Annotated in this window: 24 protein-coding genes; 3 read left to right on the top strand and 21 right to left on the bottom strand. The window is 71.1% G+C overall.

All coding sequences use genetic code 11. The annotated features are described in order from the left end of the window. Window positions 1-215: 215 nt before the first annotated feature. Entirely contained in the window at window positions 216-1,298 is a 1,083-nt protein-coding gene (locus QM517_RS11115; protein ID WP_283287457.1) for a hypothetical protein, read from the bottom strand. 107 nt (window positions 1,299-1,405) lie between these two features. Here QM517_RS11115 and QM517_RS11110 point away from each other — a divergent pair, with 107 nt between their 5' ends. Together QM517_RS11110 and QM517_RS11105 are read left to right on the top strand one after the other, a co-directional pair. Continuing rightward, a complete protein-coding gene (locus QM517_RS11110) occupies window positions 1,406-2,194 on the top strand; it encodes a hypothetical protein (protein WP_283287456.1) in 789 nt (262 codons plus the stop codon). 305 nt (window positions 2,195-2,499) lie between these two features. Beyond that, a complete protein-coding gene (locus QM517_RS11105) occupies window positions 2,500-2,742 on the top strand; it encodes a hypothetical protein (RefSeq protein ID WP_283287455.1) in 243 nt (80 codons plus the stop codon). Between the two features lie 185 nt (window positions 2,743-2,927). On the opposite strand, the gene QM517_RS11100 is transcribed toward QM517_RS11105, so the two are convergent. The 18 genes from QM517_RS11100 to QM517_RS11015 all read right to left on the bottom strand — a co-directional run bounded on the left by QM517_RS11100 (window position 2,928) and on the right by QM517_RS11015 (window position 23,193). Continuing rightward, window positions 2,928-3,323 (bottom strand): hypothetical protein, encoded by a 396-nt coding sequence (locus QM517_RS11100; protein ID WP_283287454.1) that lies wholly within the window; start codon window positions 3,321-3,323, stop codon window positions 2,928-2,930. 32 nt (window positions 3,324-3,355) lie between these two features. Continuing rightward, the gene (locus QM517_RS11095; RefSeq protein ID WP_077050697.1) at window positions 3,356-4,126 is read right to left on the bottom strand and encodes an amidohydrolase family protein; all 771 of its coding nucleotides are present in this window, start codon (window positions 4,124-4,126) and stop codon (window positions 3,356-3,358) included. Window positions 4,127-4,170: 44 nt separating this feature from the next. After that, complete coding sequence (locus tag QM517_RS11090; protein WP_283287453.1) at window positions 4,171-5,229, bottom strand: ABC transporter ATP-binding protein; 1,059 nt, start codon at window positions 5,227-5,229, stop codon at window positions 4,171-4,173. Next, window positions 5,226-6,098 (bottom strand): ABC transporter permease, encoded by an 873-nt coding sequence (locus QM517_RS11085; protein ID WP_077050699.1) that lies wholly within the window; start codon window positions 6,096-6,098, stop codon window positions 5,226-5,228. The genes QM517_RS11090 and QM517_RS11085 overlap by 4 nt, the downstream gene beginning before the upstream one ends. A gap of 1 nt (window position 6,099) precedes the next feature. Then, window positions 6,100-6,978, bottom strand: a complete 879-nt coding sequence (locus QM517_RS11080; protein ID WP_283287450.1) for an ABC transporter permease — start codon at window positions 6,976-6,978, stop codon at window positions 6,100-6,102. Between the two features lie 205 nt (window positions 6,979-7,183). Beyond that, entirely contained in the window at window positions 7,184-8,257 is a 1,074-nt protein-coding gene (locus QM517_RS11075; RefSeq protein WP_283287448.1) for an ABC transporter substrate-binding protein, read from the bottom strand. A gap of 183 nt (window positions 8,258-8,440) precedes the next feature. Next, the gene (locus tag QM517_RS11070; RefSeq protein ID WP_283287447.1) at window positions 8,441-9,862 is read right to left on the bottom strand and encodes an amidase; all 1,422 of its coding nucleotides are present in this window, start codon (window positions 9,860-9,862) and stop codon (window positions 8,441-8,443) included. Continuing rightward, complete coding sequence (locus QM517_RS11065) at window positions 9,859-10,878, bottom strand: hypothetical protein (RefSeq protein WP_283287446.1); 1,020 nt, start codon at window positions 10,876-10,878, stop codon at window positions 9,859-9,861. The genes QM517_RS11070 and QM517_RS11065 overlap by 4 nt, the downstream gene beginning before the upstream one ends. Continuing rightward, entirely contained in the window at window positions 10,875-12,236 is a 1,362-nt protein-coding gene (locus tag QM517_RS11060) for an amidohydrolase (protein WP_283287444.1), read from the bottom strand. The genes QM517_RS11065 and QM517_RS11060 overlap by 4 nt, the downstream gene beginning before the upstream one ends. A gap of 21 nt (window positions 12,237-12,257) precedes the next feature. Further along, on the bottom strand, window positions 12,258-13,673 hold the full coding sequence (locus QM517_RS11055) for an amidase family protein (protein WP_283287442.1): 1,416 nt from the start codon (window positions 13,671-13,673) through the stop codon (window positions 12,258-12,260). Further along, on the bottom strand, window positions 13,670-15,187 hold the full coding sequence (locus QM517_RS18665) for a GMC family oxidoreductase (RefSeq protein ID WP_283287440.1): 1,518 nt from the start codon (window positions 15,185-15,187) through the stop codon (window positions 13,670-13,672). Before QM517_RS18665 ends, QM517_RS11055 begins: the two co-directional genes overlap by 4 nt. Next, window positions 15,184-15,816, bottom strand: coding sequence for a cysteine hydrolase family protein (locus QM517_RS11045; RefSeq protein ID WP_283287438.1), 633 nt, complete (start codon window positions 15,814-15,816; stop codon window positions 15,184-15,186). The genes QM517_RS18665 and QM517_RS11045 overlap by 4 nt, the downstream gene beginning before the upstream one ends. Before the next feature lie 9 nt (window positions 15,817-15,825). Continuing rightward, on the bottom strand, window positions 15,826-16,848 hold the full coding sequence (locus QM517_RS11040; protein WP_077050708.1) for a phosphotriesterase family protein: 1,023 nt from the start codon (window positions 16,846-16,848) through the stop codon (window positions 15,826-15,828). A 3-nt stretch (window positions 16,849-16,851) separates the two neighbouring features. After that, window positions 16,852-17,862 (bottom strand): phosphotriesterase family protein, encoded by a 1,011-nt coding sequence (locus QM517_RS11035; protein ID WP_283287437.1) that lies wholly within the window; start codon window positions 17,860-17,862, stop codon window positions 16,852-16,854. Between the two features lie 5 nt (window positions 17,863-17,867). Then, on the bottom strand, window positions 17,868-19,334 hold the full coding sequence (locus QM517_RS11030; RefSeq protein ID WP_283287435.1) for an aldehyde dehydrogenase family protein: 1,467 nt from the start codon (window positions 19,332-19,334) through the stop codon (window positions 17,868-17,870). An 8-nt stretch (window positions 19,335-19,342) separates the two neighbouring features. Beyond that, window positions 19,343-20,872: a glutamine synthetase family protein gene (locus QM517_RS11025; protein ID WP_283287433.1), complete on the bottom strand. Its 1,530-nt coding sequence runs from the start codon at window positions 20,870-20,872 to the stop codon at window positions 19,343-19,345. Further along, window positions 20,865-22,202: a Rieske 2Fe-2S domain-containing protein gene (locus QM517_RS11020; protein WP_283287431.1), complete on the bottom strand. Its 1,338-nt coding sequence runs from the start codon at window positions 22,200-22,202 to the stop codon at window positions 20,865-20,867. Before QM517_RS11020 ends, QM517_RS11025 begins: the two co-directional genes overlap by 8 nt. Before the next feature lie 43 nt (window positions 22,203-22,245). Next, window positions 22,246-23,193 carry a PDR/VanB family oxidoreductase gene (locus QM517_RS11015; RefSeq protein WP_283287430.1) on the bottom strand — a complete coding sequence of 316 codons (948 nt, stop codon included), beginning with the start codon at window positions 23,191-23,193 and terminating at the stop codon, window positions 22,246-22,248. A 142-nt stretch (window positions 23,194-23,335) separates the two neighbouring features. Between QM517_RS11015 and QM517_RS11010 the strand changes: the two genes are divergently transcribed. Further along, entirely contained in the window at window positions 23,336-24,058 is a 723-nt protein-coding gene (locus tag QM517_RS11010) for a GntR family transcriptional regulator (protein WP_077050713.1), read from the top strand. Window positions 24,059-24,156: 98 nt separating this feature from the next. On the opposite strand, the gene QM517_RS11005 is transcribed toward QM517_RS11010, so the two are convergent. Next, the gene (locus tag QM517_RS11005) at window positions 24,157-24,666 is read right to left on the bottom strand and encodes a hypothetical protein (RefSeq protein ID WP_283287428.1); all 510 of its coding nucleotides are present in this window, start codon (window positions 24,664-24,666) and stop codon (window positions 24,157-24,159) included. After that, window positions 24,666-26,693, bottom strand: coding sequence for a primary-amine oxidase (locus tag QM517_RS11000; RefSeq protein ID WP_283287426.1), 2,028 nt, complete (start codon window positions 26,691-26,693; stop codon window positions 24,666-24,668). The genes QM517_RS11005 and QM517_RS11000 overlap by 1 nt, the downstream gene beginning before the upstream one ends. Window positions 26,694-26,718: the final 25 nt, after the last annotated feature.

Here is a 26,718-nt window from a genome sequence, read left to right as displayed (position 1 = left end):
GGACACCTTTTCCAGACGGCGAGCTACCCGCCCTCCACGGCCCCGTCGTCCGATCGAGCCTCAGCGTCACCGACGACTGGCGTTTCGACCCGGACCGCTACGTGCGATAAGCCTCAAAACCGGTTTGGGATGCTGTCTGACGTCGAGGTGACCGGGTGGTGCGAAACCGATCGTTTGCGCACCGCCTCGCGGGCGGCGATGCGAACCCGATCGGATCAGTCCAGGTCTGCAGATGCCCAGATTGCGTCCTCCCCGGTTGCCTCTTGAACGCACCGCGCAAATTCATCTCGTGCGCGGGTGCGTTCGTCGCCCAGCACCTCTTCATCTCGCAGCACAGAGAGCACGTCGGGCACCTCAGGGTGGAGAGCTACCAGACGCCATCGCTCCGCTGCTTCGTCGACGCGCGACGGAAGAGTGGTCTCGAACTGCCGCTTCATGGCGGGGGTCGCCTCGTCATTGAGAGTGACGTCGTACCCGAGCTCGTTGACCACCTCATCCACTTTCCGTTGCCCATCGTCAACGTTGAGCACCACTGGTCGAACGAACTGAGTTTTGGTCTCTATGAGGTGCATCCCAACCTGTTTTGCCATCGCGCCGGTGATGAAGTTGAGCCGGCGGCACACCAAGATGGGCACAATCGGAATGTCCGGGTGAGCCACCTGCACGGACGCGGCCTTGTCAAGAAGCTGGTAGAGCTCCTGCGTCCGTGGGTAGATCCACTCGCGCAGGTTCTTAGCCTCGATCATCGTCAGAACCGGTCGCATCGGCATACCGTTAGCGTCCAGACGCAGCAGCCACGCAGCGCTGTCGAGAGGACCGCCAGGCACTCGTGCGCCGAGGAGATCTCTCACTTCGCCGCCAGAGGGATTTAGCAGCCGGTATCCGTACGGTGCAGTTTCCAGCAGAGACGCGTGCACCACGCGCTCGAGCGCTGACCCAACCGGTGAGGGGTTCCAATCCCGTCCCGGGGTCGCCCACGTCCGGTACCGCGCCAGCAGCAGCCTTTTCCGACCCGCGACGCGTGCCGCGGCCTTGCTGGGCTCCGCGGTCACGAACACGCGCTGAACACCACCTCCGCGAGTGGCCGCGCCCTCGTAACTGATGACGCCCTCACGGCGGAGTCGGGCAGCCGCGGGCGTGAGGAGGTGGGGCTGGATTGTCGGGAACTCACCCCAGGGACGGTCGGCGGCCTTCGCCTCGAGTTCTCTAGCTCCGAAGGCAAGCTCACGAGCAGCGACGTCTCGGACGACGGCGTCAGCGAGTCGTGCCCACTCTTCCTTCGTCCGCCGACCTGCCATGACAGAACCGTAACGGCGCACCACACCCACGGAGGGGGAGACATTCCTATATTGCACGCTGCTCTCCGGTGAAATGCCCGGAGGATCGATCGCGATAGATTCCGGTCATGGGGATGACGGACTCGCAGCGCGAGGCGATCACGCAGATGCTTGCGACAGCGGAGGATCTCGACCGGTGGCGGGTTCGAGCTCGCGAGATTGAGCGACCGGAGCGAGGTAGCGATCTCGCACAGGACGACCAGATCTTCGAGCGGATGCCGATCAGCGAGGTAGTGCGATACTCCCTCGCCTCGTCGGGCGAGCACCTCCGTCTCGCCCTCGATGCGGTCAGGGCGAAGCAGCTGTACCCGTCCTCGCACTTCACCGTGCTCCGCGGTGCTCTCGTCGGAGCGTCACAAGCTGTCTGGGTGCTGGCACCAGACGAGCGGGGCACGCGCCGTGATCGGGGCCTCACGGTGATCGCAGAGATGTACGCCCAGATGGACAAGTACTACAAGTTCCTCGAGACGACGGACCTGAAGGCCAACGACCAGACTCAGCTGAGAGAACAACAGCTCTGGTTGGCCGAACGTAGCGCACAAGTTGCAGCACGGAAGACCACCCGGGCAACACTGAACCTCACCGACGTAATCGGTAGCGCCGTCGACACCACCTTCCGCGACAGAGGCTCGCGTGAAGCCCTCCGTGGGCTGTGGCGGGAGATGAGCGCAGACGCCCACGTGCTCGGCTGGTCAATGTTCCAGAGAGCAGTCTTCGGCCCCGTGGATCGACGCACCGGTCTCGGCGAGGCCAAAGCCGGCGGTGAGCCAGAGCTCGTCGCAGAACCATTCCTTGGCTCCTACCGCCTGCTGAAGCGCGGTTGGTCCCTCTTCGACCAGCGCTGTGAGGCCCGGTAGCGGTGACGATGACCCTCGCCGGCATCCCCAGCTGCTGGCACGCGAGACGTCACCCGCTCACTGGGTGATGCTCGACTCCCGCGACCAGATCGCGGGAACGATCGAGCTGCCCGCACGGACGATGGGCCGCTCTATCGGGTCGAGGTAGCCGGCGGCGGACTGCTTGGCTGGGCGATGTCGCTCAGGACGGCCACGGAGCGGCCGCAACGCGTCATCATCTCGGCCAGAGTACCCGGTGACGGGATCAACGGCTCGTGACCGTCGACGAGGCGTGAGAGCCGCGCGTGGTGCAGGTGTGGTCGCCCATGTCGCAGCTGCAGCGCTCCTCCAGGCCGGGCGTGTGGTTCATCTACGACAAAAGCACGCGGATAGCGATCGTCCGCGTCGTGTGCGGCCGCAAGCTGCTGCGCTCGGTGACGTTCGACGCGGATCCGGCGCGGCGGCAGCTCATCGGGTACTTCCCCGAGGATGCGATGCGCCTGGCTGTGGAGTGCGCCTGGTCGGAGTACGTGCGGGCCACGGGCCCGTCGACGAGCAACCGGAGATGAAGCTCTCCCGCTGTCCGGGAGAGATCGGGCCGTTCGTCGCCGCCCGCTCGCGTTCACCTAGGTCACACCGACACCGGCTCGGAACGACGTCGATGCGCGAGGCCTCTGATGTGGCCTGCGCCGCCTCGTCGACCCGGCCGCACGACGGCCCCCTCGGCGGCACCCTTCCTGGTTTGCCGCGCCCCTCACCAGAGCCGGAGACGCTTCGCCGGCAGCAGGTCGCTCATCGCCACCGCGACGGTGTCGTCGCCGCGGGTGATCCAGACGCGCGCGTCGGGCCAGTAGTCGGTGAGCAGTTCGGCGCACACGCCGCACGGCTCGATCACGTGCTCGGTGCCGCCCGGGCGGCGCAGCACGCTCACGCCGGCCACCACGGTCCCGGCGGAAGCGATCACATTGCCCGCGGCGACGCCCTCGGCGCACACCGAGGAGCGGCGGGCCGAGCCGTCGACGTGCACGCCCGTGACGATCCGGCCGTCGGCGAGGCGGAACGCGGCCACCACCTCGTGCCGGCCCTCGCGGTAGACCGCGCCGAGCTGCGTCCGCGCGGCCTCGAGCAGCTCGGCATCCGCGTCGGACATTCCGGCGGGACGCGCGAGCGGCGGCCGATGGGTCACACCGGCACCGCGATGCGCATGATGCGGGCGTAGTTGCCGCCCTCGACGAGCGCGCGGTCGGCGGCATCCGGGATCGCCTTCGCGATCTTCATGCGCTCGAGGTCGAAGTCCGAACCCGGCCACTCCGAGCCCATGAGGATCTTCTCGGGCCCGAGCCGCGCGTACGCGCGCTTCACGTCGGCCATGAGGGTCGCGGAGGTCTCGAGGTACACGTTCTCGCGGCGCTCGGCGACGATGATCGCCTCGGGCACGTTCCAGACCGCGCCCATGTGCGCGATGATCGTCGGCACGTCGGGGTGGTCCTTGGCGATCTCCTCGATCGAGAACGGTGCGCAGAAGGCGTCGTCGAGCGCGTTGATGATCACGGCCATGCCGTTCGCGGCGCACGCGCGGAACACCGGGTCGAGCAGACCGTGGTCGGCGACGTGGTAGCCGTGCATGCTCGGGTGGAGCTTCAGACCCCGGATGCCGGCATCCGCGAGTCGCTGGATCTCCTCGACGGCGTCGTCGGCCTGCGGCATGACCTGCCCGAACCCGATGAACCGGTCGGGGTGGGCGTCCTGCAGCCCGATGATGAAGTCGTTCTCGATGCGCTGCGCGAGCGAGCACACCATCGCCATGTCGACGCCGGCGGCATCCATGCGCGAGAGAATCCGCTGCGGATCGAACGGGACGTGGGCCGGCGGCTCCTCACCGGGGCGTGCGCCGGTCAAGTAGTCGGAGCGGCCCCGGACGTCTTGGGTGGTGTTGTAGGCGTCGATGATCATGGGCACTCCTGGCAGTCGAGGGAAAGGAAAAGGGGGATCCGGGTTCAGACCGGGACGGGGATCGCGGCCGTCGCGACGGCTTCGATGAGGTGGACGCGCTCGGGGGTGCGGCACGCCAGGCGCACGCGCGCCCCCACGGCGAGGGCCGACAGGTCGGTCGACGGGGACAGGGAGGCGACGACCTTGCGCCCGTACGGGGTCGCGAGCTCGAGGCGGTAGCGCGAGCCCTGGAAGCTCACGAGCCGCACCGTCCCCTCGACCGACCAGACCGGGGTGGTCTCGCCGGGGGCGACGACGCTCATGTCCTCGGGTCGCAGCACCGCGGTGGCATCCACGATCAGGCCGGCGGTGTCGTCGACGAGCGCGCCGTCGGAGACGGGCAGGAGGTTCGCCTCGCCGAGGAAGCTCGCCACGTAGGCGTTCACGGGCCGGCGGTAGAGGTCTTCGGGCGTGGCGACCTGCACGAGGCGCCCCTCATGCATGATCGCGACGCGGTCCGACATCGTCAACGCCTCGGTCTGGTCGTGCGTGACCGAGACGGTGGTGATGCCGACCTTCCGCTGGATGCGGGTGATCTCGACCTGCATCTGTTCGCGCAGCTGCTTGTCGAGGGCGGCCATGGGCTCGTCCAGGAGCAGGATGCCGGGGTTGGCGGCGAGCGCGCGGGCCAGGGCGACGCGCTGGCGCTGTCCGCCCGAGAGCGACGCCGGCGAGCGATCGGCCATGCCGGGGAGCTGCACGAGCGACAGCATCTCGTCGGCGACCGCGCGGCGCTCCTTGACCGGGCGCCGGGCCGCGAGCAGCGGGAAGGCGACGTTGTCGCCGATGTTCAGATGCGGGAACAGGGCGTACGACTGGAACACGACGCCGACGTTGCGCTTCTGGGGCGCGAGACGTTCGACGTTCTTCCCGTCGAAGGCGACGTGACCGGCATCCACCGCCTGGAGGCCGGCGATGACGTTCAGCAGCGTCGACTTGCCGCTGCCGCTCGCGCCGAGGAGGGTGACGAACTCCCCCGGCTGGACGTCGAGCGAGACGCCCTTGAGGACGTGGTTGGCGCCGAGGGTGACCTCGACGTCGGTGACGGAGAGTGCGACGGTCATTCGATGACTCCTTCCGGGCGGACCGCCGCGGTACGGGCGCGCTCGCGGCGCGCTCCGGACCGGCGCGATGCGCGGCCGATGACGAGGGGGACGACCGCGAGGACCACGATCGCGAGGACGGAGACGAGCGTCGAGGCCGCCGTCAGCTCCGGGGAGAACGCCTCGGATGCCGCGTTCAGCATCTTCAGCGGGAGGGTCTGCACTCCCGGTGGCAGCAGGAAGACCGCCAGCACGACCTCGTCGAACACGACGACGAACGCGAACAGCGCGCCCGAGAGGATGTAGGGCAGCAGGGCCGGGAGCTCGATCTTCCACAGCACGAGCGGCCAGCGGGCGCCGAGGGTCCACGCGGCCGGCCGGAGAGCCGGGTCGATGCGCGCGACACCGCCCGAGACGATGACGAACACGTACGGCAGCGCGAGGAGCGCGTGGCCGAGGACCAGAGTGAGCACCGAGCCGCGGAGGAACGACAGCTCGGACCCGGCGCCGTAGAGTCCCACGGCGTACGCGATCGGCGGCAGGGCGATCGGGACGATGAACAGGGTCCGTATCCACCGCTGGGCGGCACGGCTGCGGACCCGCGTGAGGCCGATGGCGCCCACCGCTCCCAGCACGGTGGCCAGGAGCGTGGCGGCGGCGCTCTCCCACAGCGAGAAGGTGAAGGCGTTCATCCAGCGCCGGTCGCCGAGGACCTTCGCGTACCACTGCAGGGAGAACCCGTCCGGCGGGAAGAGGATGAAGCCGCCCTGCGTCCACGAGGTGGACACCAGGATGAGGAACGGCACGATCAGGAGCAGGCTCGCCAGCAGCGCGACGAAGATGACGGGGATCCGCCAGGCGCCCAGGCTCCGGGCAACGGTGGTCGTCATGTCAGCCCCACTTCTCGCTCACCTTGAACAGCCGGTCGGCGACGAGGTAGATGAGCATCGTCCCCCCGACCAGCAGGATGCTCATGGCCGCCGCCAGGTCGGGGCGGTCGGCCTTGCTCATCTGCGCGTTGATGACGCCGGAGACGGTCATGTTGGCGGGGCCGCCGAGCAGCAGCGGCGTCACGTAGAAGCCGAGCGACATCACGAACACCAGGACGCCGCCGCTGATGACCGAGGGCACGATGTGCGGCCAGGTCACCGTGCGGAAGGTCAGGAGCGGACCGGCGCCGAAGATCGTGGCGGCGTTGAGCTGCTCCTTGTCGATCGACTGGAGGGAGCTCATCACGGGCAGCACCGCGAACGGGAGCATGACCGCGATCATCGCGGGGTACATGCCGGCGACGGTCTGGTAGATCTCCACGGGCTGGTCACCGAAACCGATGACGCCCAGGAACCAGTGGATCGCCCCCTTCGGGAGCTCCAGCAGCACCCACCCGAACGAGCGCACCATGACCGACGTCCACAGAGAGAGCAGGAGCGCGGCCAGGAGGGCGACGCGGAGCCAGGCCGGCGACGTCACGATCGCGAGCGCGTAGGCGGCCCCGAGGATCATGGTGAGCACCATCGTCACCACCGCGATCACGATCGTGCGGCCCAGGGAGCCGAGGAACGCCGGCACGGCGAACGCCTCGGGGTACGCGGAACCGCCGCCCTCGAACGACATCGCGACGAGGGCGATCATCGGGACGCCGAGGGCGATGGCGAAGAAGGCCAGGGGCGGCCACACGAGCCAGCGGACCTCGGCTCGGCTGATCCCGCCGCGGAGGCCGCCGGCGGACCGCGCCCGCGGCATCCTCGTGGCTAAGGTCGCACTGCTCACGGGTTCATGCTCCTCGGTCGAGATTGCGGGGGAGTTTCCCCCGGGAGGGATCCGTGTCGGCGGGGTCAGCCGACATTGTGGATCCAAAGTTAGCTCTTGTGGATCCGATTGTAAACGGGCCGTGTTTCCGGCGGGTAACAGCGCACCCGGAAACAGCGGAAGGGCGCCTCCCCGGGGGAGACGCCCTTCGCGAAGGTGCGGGAGATCAGCCCGCGAGCCATGCCGTGTAGGAGTTCAGCAGCAGGTCCGCGTTCTCGGCACGCCACTCCTCGCCGTACGACAGGAGGTTGGTGTGGGAGGGGGCGTTCACGACCTGCGACTTGACGTCGTCGGGGAGCTCGTCGAACACCGCGGGGTTGACGGGGCCGTAGCCGGTGCGCGTGGTGAAGACGGCCTGGCGGGCCGGGTCGTTGATCCACGAGGCGAGGGCCGCGACGGCATCCGGGTTCTTGGCCGACTTGGGGGAGACGAAGCCCGAGGGGATCGCGAAGGCCTGGTTCCACTGGACGGTGATGTCCTGCCCGGCGTTCTGCAGGGCACGGAACTGGCCCGTGACGGTCACGGCGATGGCCACGCTGCCGCTGCTCAGCAGCTGCTGGGTCTCGGGGTAGGACTGGTAGAAGACGAGGCTGTCGCGGATCGAGTCCAGCTTCTTCTCCGCGCGCGGGATGTCCAGCGGGTAGAGGTCGGCCGGGTCGACGCCGTCCGCGATGAGGGCGATCTCGTACGAGGAGTCGTACGAGCCCGGGTCGCCGGGCCAGGCGCGCTTGCCGGGGAACTTCGTCGTGTCGAAGAAGTCGGCCCAGTCCTGGGGTCCGCCGTCCGGGAACGTCGAGGTCAGCCAGCCCTGCGCGATGCCGAAGACGAAGCCGCCGATGTAGTAGGGCCGGACGTTCTCGGGGAGGAGGCTCCCCTGGGCGTCCGCGGGGACCTCGGTGAGGTTGTCGAGGTTGGGCAGGATGTCGGAGATGCCGGCCTGGAAGATGTCGTAGTCGCCCTCCTCGCCCTTGAGCTCGCTCTTGTAGACGGCGTCCTCGATGCTCGTCGAGACGACATCGACACCGGTCTCGTCGATGAAGCCGTCGAAGTACGCGACCTGGCGGCTCTCGTTCGTCGGCCCGCCGTAGTCGGCCCAGACGACCTGGCCGCTGAGGGCGGCACCGTCGCTGGAGGCGGGCTCGGAGCCGGTGGCGCCGGCGCAGCCGGCTGCCAACAGGCTCATCGCGGCGAGTCCCGCGACGGTGGCGGCGATGCGCCGGGAGCGGTTCGGGGTCTTCATGATGGGGGTACTCCTCGTGCTGTACGGAAGGGGCGGCGCGGACGCGGCGCGTGTCGGGTCACGCGCCGCACGCGGCGGCCGGGTGGAGAATCATGGATGTATCTGGTGTGGAATTGGATCCAATATTGCAGGATTGGATCCGCTTGTACATGCCGGGATTGTTTCGCGGACGTAAAACGTCGCTCATTCCCCCGGCGTGCGGCCGGTGAACCCGAGGATCCCCTCGATTCCCGCGGTCACCGCGAGCAGCTCCGCCTCGCCGCGATGACGGCCCATCACCTGCATCCCGACCGGCAGATGCCCGTCGAATCCCGCCGGGGTGACGACCACGGGGTGCGCGGTCACCGTGAAGCGGTTCGCCAGCATCTGCCACCGGAAATAGCGATCGTAGACGGCGTCCCCCACCCGCTCGACCCACTCGACCTCGGCGGGAGGCGCGACGACCGGGGTGGCGGGGGCGATGATGACGTCCACGTTGGTGAACAGGCGCTCGGTGCGCCGGAACACCTCCGTGCGCGTCCGCAGCGCATCGGCGAGCTCGGTCGCCGTGATCCGCTCGCCCTGGCGCACGTTGCGCAGCAGATCCGGGCGCATGAGCTCCGGGTGCGCGGCCGCCTCGCCCCGGTAGGAGGCGAAGAAGTTGTACATCTCCACGGTCTCCCAGGCCGCCTCGGCATCCGTCAGCTCGAGATCCAGATCGACGACGTCGTATCCCGCGGCCACCAGGGCCTCCCGCGTGCCGGCGTGGACGGCCGCGACCTCGGCCGAGATCGGGACACCCCCGGCATCCCGGCTCCACCCGATCCGGACGGACCCCGGATGCCGCGGCGTCAGTGAGGCGAACACGGCCGGCTCCTCCGCGATCGACAGCGGCGCCATCGGGTCGGGCCCCGCCATCGCGGCGAGCGCGTAGGCGACGTCGTCGCTCGTGCGCGCCATCGGCCCGAGGACGCCGTGCGCGGTCCAGCCGTTGTCGAGCCGGCCGCTCGCGACACGGCCGGGGGTCGGGCGGAGCCCCACGACGTTGCAGAACGCCGCGGGGTAGCGCAGGCTCCCGCCGCTGTCGGAACCGTCGGCGAACGGCAGCATCCCCGCCGCGACGGCCGCCGCCGCTCCCCCGCTGGACCCGCCGGCGTGGCGCGACAGGTCGTAGGGGTTGCGGCACGTGGCGGCGATCGCACTGAAGGTGAGCGTGCCGAGCCCCGCCTCGGGGGTGTTGGTCTTGCCGATGACGAGCGCGCCGGCGCGCCGCATGCGCCCGACGACCATCGCATCTGCGCGGGCGGGCGCGGCATCCGCGTGCAGGCGCGAGCCGTGACGGGTCGGGAGCCCCTCGACGTCGAGGAGGTCCTTCACGGCGGTGGGCAGTCCGTGGAGCAGCCCCACCTCGTCACCGCGCGCGACCACGCGGTCGGCTTCGCGCGCCATCGCGAGCGCCTCGGACTCGGGCACCATCGTCACGATCGCGGCGACCGCCGCGTTGTGCTCCTCGATCCGCGCGAGGTGGGCGCGCATCACCTCCTCGGCGGAGAACTCCCGGGCGCGGATGCCGGCGGCGAGGGCGCGGGCGCTCCGTCGGTGCAGGGGGGTGTCTGTGGGGGTCATCCGGGGGTCTCCGTCCGGTCCAGGAGCGCGACGGGGCGCGCGACGAGCATGTCGGTGAGGCGGGCGTCGTCGACGCCGACGCCCGCGAGGAGCGGGACGATGCGGGTGAGGACGTGGCCGTACCCCATCCCGCCGTAGCGGGTGAGCTGTCCTTTGGTCCACACGGAGCAGCTCAGCGTGATCGCCGCGTCGGGCCGTGCGGCCACGAGCGCGCCGAGGAAGTCGAGGCGCTCGCGGTCGGTGTGGTCGCGGATGCCGCCACCGAAGGAGTGGTCGCTTCCGAAGGCGAACTCCACCACCGCGCCGGTGTCGACGACGTCGGCGACGTAGCCGAGATCGAGCACCTTGTCGATGTTGCAGAACAGGATCCGCTCGGGTGCGAGGCCTGTGGCGGTGAGGATGCCGGCGACCTCGGGGCCGCGCCGCGCGGCGGCATCCAGGCGGATGCTCACCGACGCTCCGGCCTCGGCGGCGGCGCGTCCCGCGGCGCGGAGGGCGCGTCCCTCGGCCGCGGTGATCTCGGCGCTCGTGCCGAGGAGGCCGAGGAGACCGGCGCGATACGACGTCCCGGGCACCGCGTCGGTGAGCGCGGCGCGGAAACGTGCGAGCATCTCCGCCTCGTCGAGGTCGCGCCATCCCGCGGGCAGGGTCTTGTCGATGTACGAGCCGTAGGCCGCGACGATCTGCACGCCGCTGCGGCGGGAGATGTCCGGCAGGTCCGCGTGCCGCGGCCCCATGCCCCACGACGTCGCCTCCACGACCGCGTGCAGGCCCGCGGCGCGCGCGGCGGCGAGTTCCTCGGCTGCGGTGTCAGGCGCGTCGAGCGTGAGGTTGTCGGGCATCGACATCCAGTTCCACCGGAGGTCGCCCCACGTCTCCAGGCGCGGCGGCCCGTCGAGGAACGATCCGTCCGGCAGGGGTCGGGCGAGACCCCGCGAGTCGGTGAGCAGGTGCTCGTTCGTGGATGTCGGCCCCCACCCCTCCGGGGAGACGGGCCCGAGGACCGTCTCGATCACGGGGCGTCCCGGCGGTAGACCGTGCGGCCGCCCACGACCGTGCGGCGCACCTCCAGCCCGCGGAGCGCCGAGACGCCGGCATCCACGGGATCCGCCGACCACAGCGCCCAGTCCGCGAGCATGCCCGGGCGGATCATGCCGCGGTCGTACTCGGCGAGGCTCGCGTACGCGGCACCGGTCGTATACCCGGCGAGCGCCTCGTCGAGCGTGATGGCCTCGGACGGGTCGAGAGGGTCGGGAGAATTCGCGACGAACCGTGTCACCGCCTGCCACATGAGGTGACGCGGGTCGAAGGCGAAGTACGGCCCGTCCGATCCGAGCGCGAGCACCGCGCCGGAGTCGATCCACGACCGCATGGGGTTGGCGCGCTCGGCGCGCTCCCCCAGCTTCTCGCGGAGGCCCACGCCGTTGTGCCAGATGATCGAGGGCTGGAGGGATGCCACGGTCCCGACGCTCCCGGCGAGACGCATCGTCTCGCGGCTCGGCTCGAGGTAGCCGTGGATGACCTGGTACCGGTTCTCTCCCACGGCGGCGCCGGCGCGCGCGTACTCGCGGGCCACGAGCGCGATGGCCGCTCCCCCCACGGCGTGCGTGCCGACGCCCCAGCCGTTCTCGGCGCAGAACGCGACGAGGCGGGCGTAGTCGGCATCCGGGATGCGCTGCTCGCCGCGGTAGCCGGTGGCGTCCCACGGCTCGTCGAGGAGCGCCTGGCCCTTCAGGGCCTCGCCGTCGGCGTAGACCTTGATCGGTCCGAGTCGGAGGTGGTCATCGCCGAACCCGGTCGAGACACCGGTCCCCTCGAGGTGGGCGATGACGGCGTCGACGTCGGGGGTCTCGGGCGACCCGATCTCGAGGTAGGGCATCGCGACGGTGCGCATCGTCAGCCGGCCGCGGCGGTGGGCCTGCTGGTACCCGCGCATCTCGTCGATCGTGACGGCGGGGTCGACGACACCGGTGAAGCCGAGGGCGTGGAAGAGCGGCTGGACGAGATCGAGGGCCGCGACCCGCTGGTCGAGCGTGGGCGGCTCCTCGCCCGTCCAGTCCTCGTCGTCGAACGTGCGCGCCATCGCGTCGATGAAACCGTCGACATCGACGTCGTCGGCCACGTGCTCGCTCGCCTTGAGGCCTCCGCGCTGCATGTGCAGGTGCGCGTCGATCAGGCCGGGGAGCACGACGCCGTCGAGCTCCTCCGTCTCGTAATCGGCCGGAAGCGCCGCGCGCACCTCATCGAGGTCGCCGACCGCGAGGATGCGACCCCCGTGCACCGCGAACGCCTCGGCGTGCGGCCGGTCGGGGTCCATCGTGCGGACGGGCGCGATCAGCAGGGTGGGGGTGTCGTTCCAGGGGGACGCGGTCATGCGGGGCTCCTAGGAGGCGGGTCAGAGGGGCGGGCGGCGCGTCATCGTGTCGGCGACGGCGCCCTCCCAGGTCAGGCCGAACTCCAGCAGCATGCGGTCGGCGCGGTAGGGGCCGACGAACTGCACGCCGATCGGCAGCCCCTCGGTCGAGAAGGTGAAGGGGAGCGACAGCGCGGGCATCGCGGTCGCCGTGATCCGGCTGCACGAGCGCTGCCAGGAGTAGTAGCGGTCCATCGCGACGCCGTCGATCTCGGTGGGGTACTCCCACTCGACGGGGAACGGCAGCACCTGCACGCACGGGGCGAGCAACAGGTCGACGTCCTCGAACAGCGCCTGGAACCGGCGGAACAGGCGTGTCCGGGCGCCGGCCGCGCGCACCAGCGTCTCGGCCGTGAATCCCGCGGCCCACGCGATGTCGTCCTTCAGCGTCTGCTTGACGAGATCGGGGTGCTCCGCGGCCTCGTCGCCGTGCGCGTCGAGGAACTCCAGCGACCGGAACGTCTCGAAGACGAGGTCGGCCTCGGACAGGTCGAGGTCGACGGGGATCACCTCGGCCCCGAGGTCGGCGGCGAGGCGCGCGGCCGCGTCGGTCGCCTGGCGCACCTGCGGGTCCAGGGGCAGCCCGCCGAGGTCGGGGCTGTAGGCGATGCGCGCCCCCGCGAACGGGCGGGGCTGCAGCGACAGGAACAGCGAAGGATCCTCGTCGATCGACAGCGGCGCCCGACGCTCGGGAGCCGAGATCACCGACAGCAGCAGCGCCGCATCGCGGACGGTGCGCGCGAGCGGACCGAGCACCGAGCCCGGGTCCCACGCGTTGCCGGGGCGGGCCGAGGCGACGCGGCCGGCGGTGGGACGCAGGCCCACGAGGTTGCCGAACGACGCGGGGTTGCGGATGCTGCCGCCGAGGTCGGATCCGTCCGCCACCGGCAGCATGCCACTGGTGACGGCCGCGGCGGCGCCGCCGCTGCTGCCCCCGGCCGAACGGGAGAGGTCGTACGGGTTGCGCGTGATGCCGAAGACGTCGTTGAACGTGTGCGATCCGACGCCGAACTCGGGGGTGTTGGTCTTCCCGACGAACACGGCCCCGGCGTCGCGGATCCGGCCCGAGATGACGCTGTCGGTCTGCGCGACGGTGCCGACGTGGATGCGCGACCCCGATGTCGTGGGCAGCCCCGCGACGTCCATGAGGTCCTTCACGGCGAACGGCAGACCGTGCAGCGCGCCCATCGAGAGGCCGCGGGCGCTGAGGGCGTCGAGTTCGCGCGCGCGATCGATGGCCTCGTCGGGGCGGTACGAGACGATGGCGTTGACCGCGGGGTTGATCTCGTCGATGCGCTCCAGGTGCGCGCGTACGACCTCCTCCGACGACACCTCCCGGCGGCGGATCGCGTCGGCCAGGTCGGCGGCGGCGCGTTCGGTCAGTTCGTGCGTGCTCATGCGGCGTCCTCGATCAGCATCCGGGCGATGTTCTCGCCCACCACGACGGCGGGCATGGCGGTGGTGGCACGGGGGACGCGGGGCATGATCGCGCAGTCCGCGACGCGCAGCCCGTCGATCCCGTGGACGCGTCCGCGCGCGTCGACGACGGCGAGCGGGTCGTCGGCGAGTCCCATCCGACACGTGCCGACCGGATGCCAGTAGTTGTCGGGGTTCGCGTAGAGGTGGGCCGCGAGTGCCTCGCGCGTGAAGGTGCCGGGGCCGGGGTGCAGCTCTCGGCCGACGAGGGGCGCGAGGTCCGGTGACGCGGCGAGCTCGCGGAGGATCCCGACGCCGTCGACGAGCATCCGCACGTCCGCGCCCTCCGGATCGGTCAGGAACCGGTGGTCGATGACGGGTGCGGCCTCGGGGTCGGCGCTCCGGATCCGCACGAAACCGCGCGAGCGCGGCTGAAGGGCCGACGTGCCGATGCTCCACCGCGTGCGTTCGCCGCGATGCGTCGGACTGTACGGGAGGAAGTGCAGGTCGAACGCCTCGCTCTCCAGACTGGATGCCGCCTTGCCCATCGCCTGCTCGTCCGGGGCCCATCCCGCCGCGCGGGCGGCATCCATCGCCGCCGTCATCCGCGCCGACCCCTCCCAGTTCATGAGGAGGAACGGCTGATCGTGGAGGTTCTCCCCCACCCCGGGCAGGTGCTGGACGATCGGGATGCCGAGCGGCGCCAGCTGCGCCGCCGGGCCGATGCCCGAGCGCAGCAGCACGGTCGGGGAGTTGTACGCCCCGCCGGCGAGGACCACCGTGCCCGCGCGGACCGTGCGCGTCTGGCCGCGATGGACGACGACGACACCGGTCGCGCGGCCGCCCTCGACGACGACGCGGTCCACGAGCGCCTCGCCGACGATCGTGAGGTTCGGGAGCGACCGCGCGGGATCCAGGTACGCGAACGCGGTGTTCACGCGCACGCCGTCCTCGATGTTCACGTCCTCGGGGGCGAAGCCCGCGTTCTCGTCGAGGTCGTTGAGGGTGGCGACGCGCGGCATGCCGACCGCGGGGGCGGCGTCGTACCAGGCGTTCTGCCAGGGGGTGAGTTCGGAGGCGAGGTAGCGGCGCACGCGCATGCGCCGCGTGCCCTCCTCGAACAGCGGCCGCAGGTCGTCGGCCGCCCACCCGGCGAGCCCCGCCTCGGCCCACGCGTCGTAGTCGCGCCGGTGGCCCCACGTCTGGGTGCAGCCGTTCATGTCGGACGATCCGCCGATCGCGCGCGCCCGCTCGAACCCCACCTTCCACGGGTAGGTGTCACCGGAGTCGTACCCCCAGTCGTGGGAGCGACCCAGGCGCGTAGCATCCACGAGATCCGCGGGCCAGGCGGCGTCACCGCGGGGTCCGAAGTCGGGACCCGCCTCCAGGACGAGCACCTCGCGGCCGGACTCGGCCAGCCGTGCCGCCACCACGTTGCCCGCCGTGCCGCCGCCGACGACGACGTACTCGGCCGCGGCGGGGAGGGGCGTCGTCACGCGGGCACCGGTGCGCCGTCCAGCGACGCGTGCACGTCGGCCGCCGTGACGAGCGCGTCCCGCTGCAGGTACTGCACGGCCTCGAGGGCGTTGTCGTGCGCGCGCTGGGTGGACCCGGCGACGCAGTCGGTCACGACCCGGACGCGGTAGTCGTGCTGGTGCGCGTCGACGGCGGTGTAGTGGATGCAGACGTCCGTGAGGCCCCCCACGAGCACGACCGTGTCGGCCTTGTACGCCTTCAGCACGATCTCGAGCTCGGTGCCGAAGAACGCCGAGTAGCGGCGCTTGCGGATGAGGAACTCCTCGGGCTGCGGGTCGAGCCACGCCGCGATCTCGGTGTCGGGGTCGCCCTCGATGCAGTGCGGACCCTCGGCACCGTCGAGCTCGCGGCCGATGTCCACCAGGGAACGCTTGTGCACCTCCTGGATCCACACGACGGGCACCCCGGCGGCGCGGGCTCCGTCGACCAGCGCACGGACGCGCTCGCGGCGCTCGGCGCGGCCGCCCATGAGCACGGGGATGCCGCCCTCCTCGGGCGGGGTGGTGCCCGCGCCGCCCTGGATGTCGACGACGATCAGGACGGTGCGGCCGACCAGGTGGGCGGGGCCGATGGGTGCGATGTCGGTCACGGGTGTCTCCTAGAGCGTCGGGCGGTCGAGCAACCGCCGCGGAGTGTGGATGAGGATCTGGTCGGCGGCCGCCGGGTCGCCGGCGATCTTCGCGATCGCGGGGCCGATGCGGGCGAAGAGGTGGTCGTAGCCGCGCCCGCCGTTGCGGCGGAGGTTCGCCTGCGCCCACACGTCCTGCGCGATGACGAGCTGTTCGCCGTACCCCTCGGACAGCAGCCACTCGACCATCTCGAGCCGCTCGGCATCCGTCGGGTTCCGGAGGTCGGCGCCGCCGTAGTAGAAGTCCGACCCGAACGTGTCGTACGCGAGCACGGCCCCGGCCTGGGCGATGTCGCGGTGGTAGGCCTTGTCCCAATACTCATCGAGGTGCCCGATGATCACGCGGTCGGGCGACATGCCCTCCGCCACCAGCACCTCGAGGACCTCGGTCCCCGCCATGCCGCGGAACGACTGGTGGGTGTAGACGGTTGCCCCGGTCTCCGCCCCGGCGCGCGCCGCCGCGCGGAGCGAGCGCCACTCGGCATCCGTCACGGGGTAGCTCGTGCCGATCTCACCGAGGAGGGCGGGAAGGATGCCGGTGCCCTCGATGCCGTCGCGCAGCTGGGTCAGCAGCAGCTCGGTGAGGGTGTCGACGTCGGCGGTCCGGACGTCATCGGGCATCGTGGGCTCGACGTAGAAACCCGCACCGACCATGACGTGCACGCCCGACCGGCGGGAGATCTCGGGGAGTTCGGCGAGGCGCCGGCCCATGCCGTCGAGCGTGAGCTCGACGACGCCCGATCCCCCGGCGGTGACGACGTGGGCGAGCTCCTCGGCGGCGACGGCGGGGTCGTGCAGGACGATGTTCTCGGGGATCGAGAGGAAGTTCCAGCGCAGGTACGCCATGAGCTCGGGGCCCATCGGCACCCCCTCGGGCGGCAGCTCGGTCGGCGTCTTCGCCCAGATGCGCAGGTCGCTCAGGAGGTGCTCGTGCATCGAGGTGCGGCCGAGGTCGGCGGCGTCGATGGGCCCGAGGACGGTGTGGATGGGCATCGGTCACTCCCCGAAGACGGCGCGACGCGGGTTGTCGCGGTGGATGGCGTCGAGGGTCTCGGGTGCGATGCCGGCCTCGACGGCGATCTGCCGGAACTCCTCGAAGAGGAAGGTGTATCCCGGGCCACCGTACGCCCGCAGGTGCGAACGCTGGCAGACGTCGTGAGAAAGCAGCACCTTGTGCGCGTAGCCCGCGTCGATGATGCGGCGGAGGTACTCGATGCGCCGGTCGATCTGGTGGCGCACCAGCGCACCGCCGACCCGGCACGTCATGAGGCAGTCGAACTCGACGAAGGCCCCGCGCCGGAGGAGCTCGAGCGAGTAGTCGATGCTCTTCACGGTGTCGGCGTGGCCGATGACGACGCGCGAGGGGTCGACGCCCTCCTCGGTGAGGATCTCGAGCTGGGCGAGGCCCGTCGGGAAGGATGCCGCGTGCGTGGAGATGAGGGCACCGGTCTCGCGGCCGGCGCGGGCGGCCGCGCGGAACGAGCGCTCCTCGACGGCGGTGATGTGCGACAGGTCGGACGCGATCTCGCCGATGACGCCCGCGCGCACGCCGGTCCCGGGGATCTCGTCGAGGAGGTCGGCGATGAGGAAGTCGGCGAGCGTGTTCGTCGGAGTGCGGTCGAACCACTCCTTGTCGAGGTAGGTGTCGTAGTAGTGGCCCGTCCCGAGGATGACCTGGATGCCACTGGCCTCGGCGGCCCGCCGGGTCGCCCGGACGTTCGCGATCGAGCGCGATCCGGTCCGCCGGTTCTGCTGCAGCTCGGTGATGTCGTCGCTCTCGCCGAACGGCGCCGCGTAGTCGCTGAGTTCGCCGTTCGTCAGGTCGATGAGCGTCGATCCGCCCGCCGCGCGGAACAGCGCCAGCTCGGCGAGCATCTCCTCCTCGACCGCGAGGTAGCCGTCCTGCGGGGTCGTCCGCGTCATGTTGATGTACACGTGCTCGTGCGGCAGCGTGACGCCGAGCTGTTCCGGGGAGATCGGTCCCGAGACGCCGTGGACGGTGAGCATGCCGGTCAGGCCTCCGGGATCGCGATGACGACGCTCTTGGTCTCGAGGAACCCGCGGAGCCCCTCTTCGCCGAGGTCGCGTCCGAGGCCCGACTCCCCCGTGCCGCCGAACGACAGCGCCGGGTCGAAGAGGTTGTACGTGTTGATCCACACCGTGCCGGCGTCCAGGGCCGCGGCCATCCGGTGCGCCCGCCCGAGGTCGCGGGTCCACACGCCCGCGGCGAGACCGTACGCGGTGTCGTTGGCGATGCGGAGGGCATCCGCCTCGTCGTCGAACGGGATGATGCCGACGACGGGTCCGAAGATCTCCTCGCGGGCGATGCGCATGTCGTTCGTGACGCCCGAGAACAGCGTCGGCTCGACGTAGAAGCCCGGCTCGCGGACCCCGCCGCCGGCGAGGAGGGTCGCGCCCTCGTCGACGCCCGCGCGGATGTAGCCGAGCACGCGCTCGCGCTGCTCCTCCGACACGAGCGGGCCGACCGTGATGCCGCCGTCGAGGCCGTCGCCGACGGGCACGCGGGCGACCGCGGCGGTCATGCGCTCGGTCATCTCGGCGAGGATCGAACGCTGCACGAGCAGACGGCTCCCCGCGGTGCACATCTGCCCGGAGTGGCCGAACGACGCGCGCATCGCGGTGAGGACCGCGGCATCCAGGTCGGCGTCCTCGAAGACGATGTTCGGGCTTTTGCCGCCGAGCTCCAGCGTCACGCGCGTGAAGTCGTCGGCCGCGGCGTGCGCGACGAGCCGCCCCACCTCGGTCGAGCCGGTGAAGGTGATCTTCGCGATGCCCGGGTGCGCGGTGAGCGCGGCGCCGACGGATCCGTCGCCCGTGAGGATGCTCACCGTGCCGGCGGGGACGCCCGCCTCGGCCAGGATGCCGCCGAGGCGGAGGAGCGTCAGCGGGGTGTCCTCCGCGGGCTTGGCCACCACGGGGCAGCCCGCGGCGAGCGCGGGGGCGAGCTTGAACGCCGCCGTCATGATCGGGAAGTTCCACGGCAGGATGATCGCCACCGGGCCGACCGGCTCCTGCACCGTGTAGACGTGGTGTCCCCCGCCGTCGACCGCGACGACCGTGCCGCCCAGGCGCGAGGGCGCGCCCGCGAAATGGCGGAAGGTGCGCGCCGCCATCGCGGTGTCGGCACGCGAGCGCTCGATGGGCTTGCCGTTGTCGCGCGTCTCGAGCACCGCCAGCTCTTCGAGTCGCTCCTCGATGAGGTCGGCGACCCGGTTGAGGATCCGGGCGCGCTCGAGGGGCGCGAGCCCGCGCCAGCGCCGGTCGGCGTGGGCTTCGGCCGCGATCGCGACCGCGGTGTCGACATCGGCGGCCGTCGCGTCGGCCACTCTCGTGAGCACCTCGCCGGTGGCGGGGTCGATCACCGCGCGCGCGGGGCGCTCGCCGAGCGGCATCCGCTCGCCGCCGAGGAGGAACGGTTCGTACTCCGGCAGCGCGGTGACGGTGGGGCGAAGGCTCATGGGGGTCCTCAGAAGATCTCGAAGTACTCGCGCTGCTCCCAGTCGGAGACGTGGCGAAGATAACGGGCGAACTCGGCCCTCTTGATGGTCGCGTACCACTCCACCACGACGTCGCCGAGGGCGGCGCGGAAGACGTCGTCGGCCTCGAAGGCGTCGACGGCGGCCCCGAGGGATGCCGGCAGCGCCGGGGCGTCCGTGCGGTAGGGGTCGGTCGTGGGGGCGGGCGGGATGAGCCCGCGCTCGATGCCGTCGACGCCGCTGATCAGCTGCGACGCGATGTAGAGGTACGGGTTGGCCGCGGGCTCGCCCGACCGGTTCTCGAGCCGCGTCGCGGGGTCGCCCACGCCGCCGACGGCGCGGACCATCGCACCCTTGTTGTCGATGCCCCACGCGATGCGGTCGGGCGCGAGCGAATTCGGCTGGTACCGCTTGTATCCGTTCACCGTCGGGGTCGTGAACGCCGCCGCGGCACCGGCGTGCGCGAGCAGACCGCCCAGGTACGCCGAGCCGAGCAGCGACAGGGTCGTCCCCGGCGCATCGGGCACGAACGCGCCGCGACCGGTGGCCCGCTCGGTGAGCGACTGGTGCAGGTGCCACCCGGTCGAGGCCCCGTCGGCGCCCTGCGGGCGGGACATGAACGTCGCGTGATAACCGAGCCCCGCGGCGATGCGCCGGACGGCGGTGCGGCACAGGACGATGGCATCCGCGATCTCGGCCGCGGAGCCTGCCTCCATCGTGATCTCGAACTGGCTGGGGCCGAACTCGAGCTCGATCGAGCGCAGCGGCAGGTCGAGGAGCGTCAGCCCGCGGTACAGCGCATCGACGAGCGGCTGCATGCGGTCGAGGCCCTCCTCGAGCAGCAGCTGTGAGCCGCGCGTGGTCGGCGCGGTGAGGGAGGCTGCCCCGGGGCGACCGGGGGCACCGAGGTGCTCGGTACCGAGCGCTGCGTCGTCGGCGCGGAAGACGTGGAACTCCAGCTCGGCACCGACGGTCATGTCGTAGCCGCGCGCGGCGAGCGCGGTCAGCTCGTTGCGCAGGATCGTCCGGGTGCAGAACGGAACCGGGCTGCCGTCGGGGAAGCGGAGGTCGCACAGGATCCAGGCGGTCCCCGGTGCCCACGGCAGCACGCGGAACGTCGTCGGATCGGGCACGAGGACGATGTCGCCCGCGCCGCTGAAGCCGTCGACCCCGACGCCCGTCTCGGAGCTGAACACCGAGAACACCGACTGGCCGGAGGTGTCCTTCAGCAGCAGCGAGCTGGGGGCGGTGACGCCCGAGCGCATCGCCGCGGCGATGCCGCCCCGCGCGATCGTCTTGCCGCGCAGGATGCCGTGCTGGTCGACGAACGAGAACCGCACCATGTCGATGCCGAGCTCGTCCACGACGCGGCGCATCTGTCCGGCCGCGGCGTACTGCGCCTCGCTCCACAGCCCGTGCCGGTGGACGAATCCCTCGCGGTCGGCGGCGAGCATCGGGCGGGCGGAGATCCCGCCGCCGCTCTCCGAGACCGGGCGCTCGTCGACGTTGCGCTCACGCATCGACGGTCTCCTCGGCGGTCGTCTTCGGGGCCGCCCACGGCGAGGCCGCGCGGCGCTCGTGCTCGCGTTGCACCCAGCGCTCCTGCCACGCGTCGTTGGCGGCGATCGTGTCCATCGCGAGCGGCCCGGTGAGCTTCGCGGCATCCTCGTCGCTCACGGGGTGCGACGGCGTCTGCCCGCCCGCGGCGAAGGAGTCGATCGCGCGGAGCAGCAGGCGCCGGTTGGCGGTGACCGCGCGGTCCGAGACGCCGAGGCGCTCGACCGTGCGGTCCTGGATGGCGCCCATGCTCTCGACGGCCCACTGGTCGTGGACGTTGATGTCGAGGCCCATGCCCGTGTAGGTGAGTTCCTTCTGCTCCTGCGGGTCGAAGCCCCAGTTGTTGTCGCGGTTGCGGATCGGTCGGTAGTCCGGGAGGGTCACGCCCTCCAGTCGCTGCTGCAGCAGGGTGTCCTTGTCGGTGACCTCGGCGAAGTCGTACCAGATCATGTACCAGTAGTGGTGCTCGTCGTCGATCGGCACGTGCCACTGCGTGAACACCTTGGTGTTGCCGAAGGGGACGACGAAGGCGTTGGGGAACATCAGGTTCGTCACGCGCACGTGCTTGATGTCCTCGGTGAGCTGGCGCAGCGCGAAGACCCGGAGGCCGTGCTCGGCGCTCTCGACCTCGATGTCGGGCCGGTAGCTCTCGCCCACGAGCATCGAGAGCTTCTTCCCGGTGCCCTCGACCTCCTCCGCGAACTGCTGCCCGTACATCTCGCGGGGGTCCTCTTCGATGAAGCGGTGCAGGAACGACACGTGGCTCGGGTCGATGCCGCCCTCGAGCCCCTGCAGCCAGTTGCAGTCCCACAGGCCCTTGAAGGCGAAGGTGTACTCCTCCGGCGCGACGAAGCAGTCGTAGTCGGGGAAGGGCGGCGGGTCGCCCGCGCCCATGTAGGTGAAGATGATCCCGTTCTTCTCGACGCACGGGTAGTTGGCGATGCGGATCTTGCCGAGGAACTGGCTGTGCTCGGGCTCGGCGGGCTGCTCGACGCACTTGCCCTCGCCGTTGTAGAGCCACCCGTGGTAGAGGCACCGGATGCCGTCCTCCTCGAGGCGGCCGTACGACAGGTCGACGCCCCGGTGGGCGCAGTAGCGGCTGATGAGACCCCAGCCCTCGCGCTTCTTGAACAGCACGAGGTCCTCGCTCATGATGCGGACGGCCTTGACCGGCCGCTCCCCCGGCATCTCGGACACGAGGGCGGCCGGCTGCCAGTACGAGCGCAGGAGGTTGCCGAGCGGCGTACCCGGCCCGGAGCGGGTGATCTTCTCGTTGTCTTCCTGCTTCAGCATGGCCGTGGCCTCTCGTGGTCGGTGCGGGTGTGGTGCAGGCGGATCAGGCCTGGAGGACGAGGACGGGGCACGCCGAGCGCGAGACGCACACCATCATGCAGTCGTTCGCGGCACGCTCCTGGGCGGTGAGGACGAAGTCGCGATGCTCGACCTCCCCCTCGAGGACGCCCGTCTCGCAGCTGCCGCAGATGCCCTCCTCGCAGTCGGAGAGCACGTCGACACCCGCGTCGCGCAGCACCTCGAGCACACTCTGCTCGGGTTCGACGGTCACCTCGACGCCCGTGAGCGCGAGGCGCACGGCGAACGGTCCGCCGGGCTCGTACTCCACGACGGGGGCGGTGAAGTACTCCAGGTGAAGGCGACCGGATGCCGCGGGCACCAGGCGCGTGACCTCCTCGAGCATGCGCGCGGGACCGCACGCGTACACCGCGGCGTCCGGGTGCGCCGCGAGCTCGGCCGCGAGGTCGGCGCGCACCCCCTCGTCGCGGGCGACGACGTCGACCGTCCCGCCGGGCAGGGCCGCGAGATCGTCGAGGAACGCCATGCGGGTGCGCGAGGCGCCGAGGTACAGCACACGCCACGGCACGCCCGCCGCGGCGGCGGCGCGCACCATGGGCAGAACCGGAGTGATGCCGATGCCGCCCGCGAGGAACAGGTACTCGTCGGCGGGTTCGAGGCCGAAGTGGGTGCGCGGACCGCGGAGCGACACGACGTCGCCCGGGCGCAGCCGCTCGTGAACGGCGCGGGAGCCGCCGCGGCTCTGCTCCTCGCGGAGGACGGCGATGCGGTACCGCGCCGAGGCGGGCTCCCCGCACAGCGAGTACTGGCGCACGGGCGCACCCGGGAGGGCCAGGTCGATGTGGGCGCCGGGCGTCCATTCGGGAAGCGGGCCGTCGACCCCCTCGAGCTCGACCGACAGCACATCGGCCGACTCGAGCGTCAAGGAACGCACACGGGCGCGGAGCTCGGTGGCATCCTCTCGGGTCGTCATGTTTGGATCCTAACAGATACAGATTGGATCCCGAATCATCAGCCTGGGAGCCAGTCCCGCGTGGATTGCGTGGCATCCGGCGGCCGTTCTGCTAGGTTCGCACCTCGTGGGATCGCGACCGCGATCGACCGAGAGGGGCAGCATGGCCGCACGGGGGGACACCGAGATCTCGGCCGCCGGGGGACACGCCCTCGTCGACGAGATCGCCGCCAAGATCCGGGAACGCATCATGTCGGGAGACATCCCGATCGGCGCGCAGCTGCGTCAGGCGGAGCTCGCGAGCGACTTCGGAGTCAGCCGCACCCCGGTGCGCGAGGCGCTGCGGCAGTTGCAGACGGGCGGCCTCATCGAGGTCCTCCCCAACCGCGGTGCCGTCGTGCGCGTGCCCGCGCCGTGGGAGGTGCGCGAGGCCTATGAAGTGCGCGCCGAGCTCGAAGCCCTCGCCGCCGCCCGCGCCGTCGAGCGCATCTCGCGCGGCGACGTCACGCGCCTGCGCGAGGCGAACCAGGACATGTACGACCGCTCCGTCGAGCGCGAGCGCGGCCAGGGCGACCCGGCCCTCGCCAGCCGCCGCGAGAACGACGTCTTCCACAACACCATCGCGCAGGTCTCCGCCAACGCGCGCCTCGCCCGCGCGATCGACGAGATCAACGAGACCTTCCCCCGCAACGTGTCGGCTCAGCTGCTCGTCGGCGACGACCGCCACCGCGAGGAGAACTTCCAGGAGCACGTCCGCATCATCGAGGCGATCGAGCGGGGCGACGCCGAAGCCGCCCGCCGCGAGATGCGCGAGCACGTCCTCAAGGCCGGCGAGCAGCTGGCGCGCTGGTACGAGCGGCGCTCCGCGACGGTGTTCACCGGCTGACGCGGCACAAGGTCAGCGAGCGTCGGTTTCCCTCCCGGCGACGGACTTGCTGAGACCCGCGTGACAGCACGTGTCACGTCAATCTCAGTAAGCGCTCCTCAGCCGACCACGAGCGGCACGGCCATCAGCACCGCCGACGCGCCCATCGCCAACGGCGGCAGCCGCGTCACGAGCGGCCGGTCGCGATGCGCCGTGGCGAACAGCACCACGCCCCCGACGGCATAGGCGGCCACGCCGAGGAGGGTCAGCAGCACGAGCGGCATCGCCCCCGCCCCGTGGTGGGACGAGCCCGCGGATGCCGGGACGTGCGCGGCCAGCAGAAGGGATGCCATGAGCACGGCGCCGAGCGCGTCGAACGCGCGCATCCGCCGGGGCTCGCCGCGCCGCACCCGCCCCGGCGCCACCGCCACCAGCGCCGCGAGGAGCAGCGCCGCCGCCCAGAACACCGCCGGCACGCTCCCCCCGCCGAGAACCATGTCGCCCATGGCCAGCAGCATGAGCGCCGCGATGAGCAGCTCGCGCACACGCGCGGCGGGACGGTCGGCGGCGACGCAGCACGCGCCGGCCGCCGTCGTCACGAGCGCGCCGACGTGCAGGACCTCGCCCATCAGTGCCCGTGGTGGTCGTGCCCGTGGTGCCCGTGCGCGGAGTGGTCGTGGTGCTCGTGCCCGCCGGCGTCGTGTCCGTGGAACGCGTGCCCCTCGGCGACGGCCCCGCCGGAACCCGCTGTCGGCGCGTGGCAGTGGTCTCCGCCCGAAGACGGCGGCAGGTCGAGCGACGGGTTCCGCGTGAAGAACCCGTCCGGCTCGAAGCGCAGACCGATGCGGTGGACCGGCATGATCGGCCACTCCTCGGGCTTCGGGTAGTGGTGCACGCCGACGATCGGCCACAGCACGAGCTCGGCACCGTCGAGCGGCCGATCGGCCTGCTGCCAGGCCGTGATGCCCTCCGCCTCGAGCGGAGCCTGGTTGGGGTAGTCGCCCGTGATGAAGCGCTCGTTCGGGTCGTAGGCGGTCGCCCACAGGTGCTTCGACACGAACGGGGCCTTGCGCTCGACGATGCTGCCGGGCTTGGCGAACAGACGCGTCGTGTGCATCGCCGACAGGCGGTACGCGGTGCTCTCGCCGAACCGGTTGGTGCGCTCGGTGTTCTCCACCCGCCAGTGCACCGCCCGGGACGCGTCGGCCATCCGGCCGGCATCCTTCTCGGAGGCGATGACCTCGGAGACCATCTTCACCGCGTTGCCCCAGGGGTTGAGCTCCTCGTCCTCCTCGACCTCGGCGTGCACCTCGACCAGGCGGTTCTTCGGTCCGTCGATCGCGGTGTCCATGCGCACGGCGAAGTAGTGCTGGTGCGTCGGGGCCTGGACGTTGGGGCTGACCATGCGACCGAAGGCGGGCATCTTGCCGTCGTCGATACCGGAGACCGACAGGATGCCGGTGAGCTTGATCTCCAGTTCGATCGAGCCGTCCTGGTACAGCGACCAGTAGAAGCCGTAGTCGTAGTTCGCGACGGTGGCGAAGAACGAGATCACGAGGCGGCGCGAGCGGCGGACGTCGGCCTCGCCGGTGCGGGTGTTCACGTGCTTCCAGAGGATGGAGGAGTCCTCCTCGTGCAGGCACACGCCGTTGGTGATGGTCTGGGCCTCGCCGACGCCGTCGAGCACGTGCGCGTCGAAGTAGTGGATCTCGCCGAGGCAGTCGCATCCGAGTTCGAGGGATGCCGTCAGGGGGCCGGCTCCGTACTCGCCCCAGTCGAAGAAGTTCTTGCGGTACGCCGTCGGGTCGGCGTCGAGGTACGGCACGTACATCTCGTTGACCGCGGCGCGGCGGAGGACGGGACGCTCGACATCGCCGTCGCGGTAGGCGATGTCGTGCAGGACGAGCCCCTCGCGGTGCGTGAAGCCGATGCGGAACGACCATTTCTGCCACGTGACCCGGTGGCCCTCGACGGTGAAGCCGGGCCCCTCGGGCTGGGTGATCTCCAGCGGCGCGACGTGGCGGTCCGGACCCCAGGTGCCGGAGCGGTAGTTGCCGCCCTCGCTGGCCATCGGGATGACGCCGTGGTCCTCGATGCGGATGATGTCGAGCGTCTCGAGGTCGAGGATCGGGACGAGCCCCGCGACGGGACGCGCGTATCCGTTGTCGTCGGCGTCCTCGCGGTACCAGACGGTGCCCCACGACAGGCGGCGGTCGGCGAGGTCCTCGGGCTCGAACCCGGTGATCGACTCGGGGTCGACCCACACGTGCGTGGTGTCGGTGATCCCGCGCTTGGCCAGGGCCTCCTTCAACAGCGGGTGCTCGCGGGCGGCGCGGGCGATCGCGCGCGCCTCGTCGCTGGAGACGCCGGGGCGCTTGGCATCCACCGGGCTCCAGGATGCCAGCGACGCCTCGGCGCGATCGGTGCCCGAGGTCCAGCCGGTGACCTCCCACGCCGCGTGCGCGGCCGGGTTCATGACCACCAGGCGCACCGGGCGTCCCTGGCCGGGGGCGAGGCTGCGGGCCAGGCCCTCCTCGACGGCGATGCCCCAGAAGCGGGGCTCGGCGCCGATGCGGTCGTCCGCGCGCACGAGCGCGGTGATCTCGACGATCTCGCTCGGGGTGAGGGGATCGCTCCAGTGCCGGTCGGCGGTCATCGGGTCTCCTTGCTGCGGTGGTGCG

The organism is Microbacterium sp. IEGM 1404 (assembly GCF_030056775.1).
GTDB lineage: Bacteria > Actinomycetota > Actinomycetes > Actinomycetales > Microbacteriaceae > Microbacterium.
The sequence above is the reverse complement of the archived record's forward strand: the minus strand, read 5'-3'. Positions and strand labels throughout refer to the sequence as shown.

Coding starts and splice junctions, on each gene's coding strand:
- QM517_RS11060 (WP_283287444.1), bottom strand. CDS start 12,236: ATGACCGCGTCCCCCTGGAACGACACCCCCACCCTGCTGATCGCGCCC.
- QM517_RS11035 (WP_283287437.1), bottom strand. CDS start 17,862: ATGCTCACCGTCCACGGCGTCTCGGGACCGATCTCCCCGGAACAGCTC.
- QM517_RS11085 (WP_077050699.1), bottom strand. CDS start 6,098: ATGACGACCACCGTTGCCCGGAGCCTGGGCGCCTGGCGGATCCCCGTC.
- QM517_RS11000 (WP_283287426.1), bottom strand. CDS start 26,693: ATGACCGCCGACCGGCACTGGAGCGATCCCCTCACCCCGAGCGAGATC.
- QM517_RS11090 (WP_283287453.1), bottom strand. CDS start 5,229: ATGACCGTCGCACTCTCCGTCACCGACGTCGAGGTCACCCTCGGCGCC.
- QM517_RS11110 (WP_283287456.1), top strand. CDS start 1,406: ATGGGGATGACGGACTCGCAGCGCGAGGCGATCACGCAGATGCTTGCG.
- QM517_RS11030 (WP_283287435.1), bottom strand. CDS start 19,334: ATGAGCCTTCGCCCCACCGTCACCGCGCTGCCGGAGTACGAACCGTTC.
- QM517_RS11015 (WP_283287430.1), bottom strand. CDS start 23,193: ATGACGACCCGAGAGGATGCCACCGAGCTCCGCGCCCGTGTGCGTTCC.
- QM517_RS11100 (WP_283287454.1), bottom strand. CDS start 3,323: ATGTCCGACGCGGATGCCGAGCTGCTCGAGGCCGCGCGGACGCAGCTC.
- QM517_RS11005 (WP_283287428.1), bottom strand. CDS start 24,666: ATGGGCGAGGTCCTGCACGTCGGCGCGCTCGTGACGACGGCGGCCGGC.
- QM517_RS11025 (WP_283287433.1), bottom strand. CDS start 20,872: ATGCGTGAGCGCAACGTCGACGAGCGCCCGGTCTCGGAGAGCGGCGGC.
- QM517_RS11010 (WP_077050713.1), top strand. CDS start 23,336: ATGGCCGCACGGGGGGACACCGAGATCTCGGCCGCCGGGGGACACGCC.
- QM517_RS11070 (WP_283287447.1), bottom strand. CDS start 9,862: ATGACCCCCACAGACACCCCCCTGCACCGACGGAGCGCCCGCGCCCTC.
- QM517_RS11055 (WP_283287442.1), bottom strand. CDS start 13,673: ATGAGCACGCACGAACTGACCGAACGCGCCGCCGCCGACCTGGCCGAC.
- QM517_RS11040 (WP_077050708.1), bottom strand. CDS start 16,848: ATGCCCATCCACACCGTCCTCGGGCCCATCGACGCCGCCGACCTCGGC.
- QM517_RS11115 (WP_283287457.1), bottom strand. CDS start 1,298: ATGGCAGGTCGGCGGACGAAGGAAGAGTGGGCACGACTCGCTGACGCC.
- QM517_RS11095 (WP_077050697.1), bottom strand. CDS start 4,126: ATGATCATCGACGCCTACAACACCACCCAAGACGTCCGGGGCCGCTCC.
- QM517_RS11105 (WP_283287455.1), top strand. CDS start 2,500: ATGTCGCAGCTGCAGCGCTCCTCCAGGCCGGGCGTGTGGTTCATCTAC.
- QM517_RS11020 (WP_283287431.1), bottom strand. CDS start 22,202: ATGCTGAAGCAGGAAGACAACGAGAAGATCACCCGCTCCGGGCCGGGT.
- QM517_RS11075 (WP_283287448.1), bottom strand. CDS start 8,257: ATGAAGACCCCGAACCGCTCCCGGCGCATCGCCGCCACCGTCGCGGGA.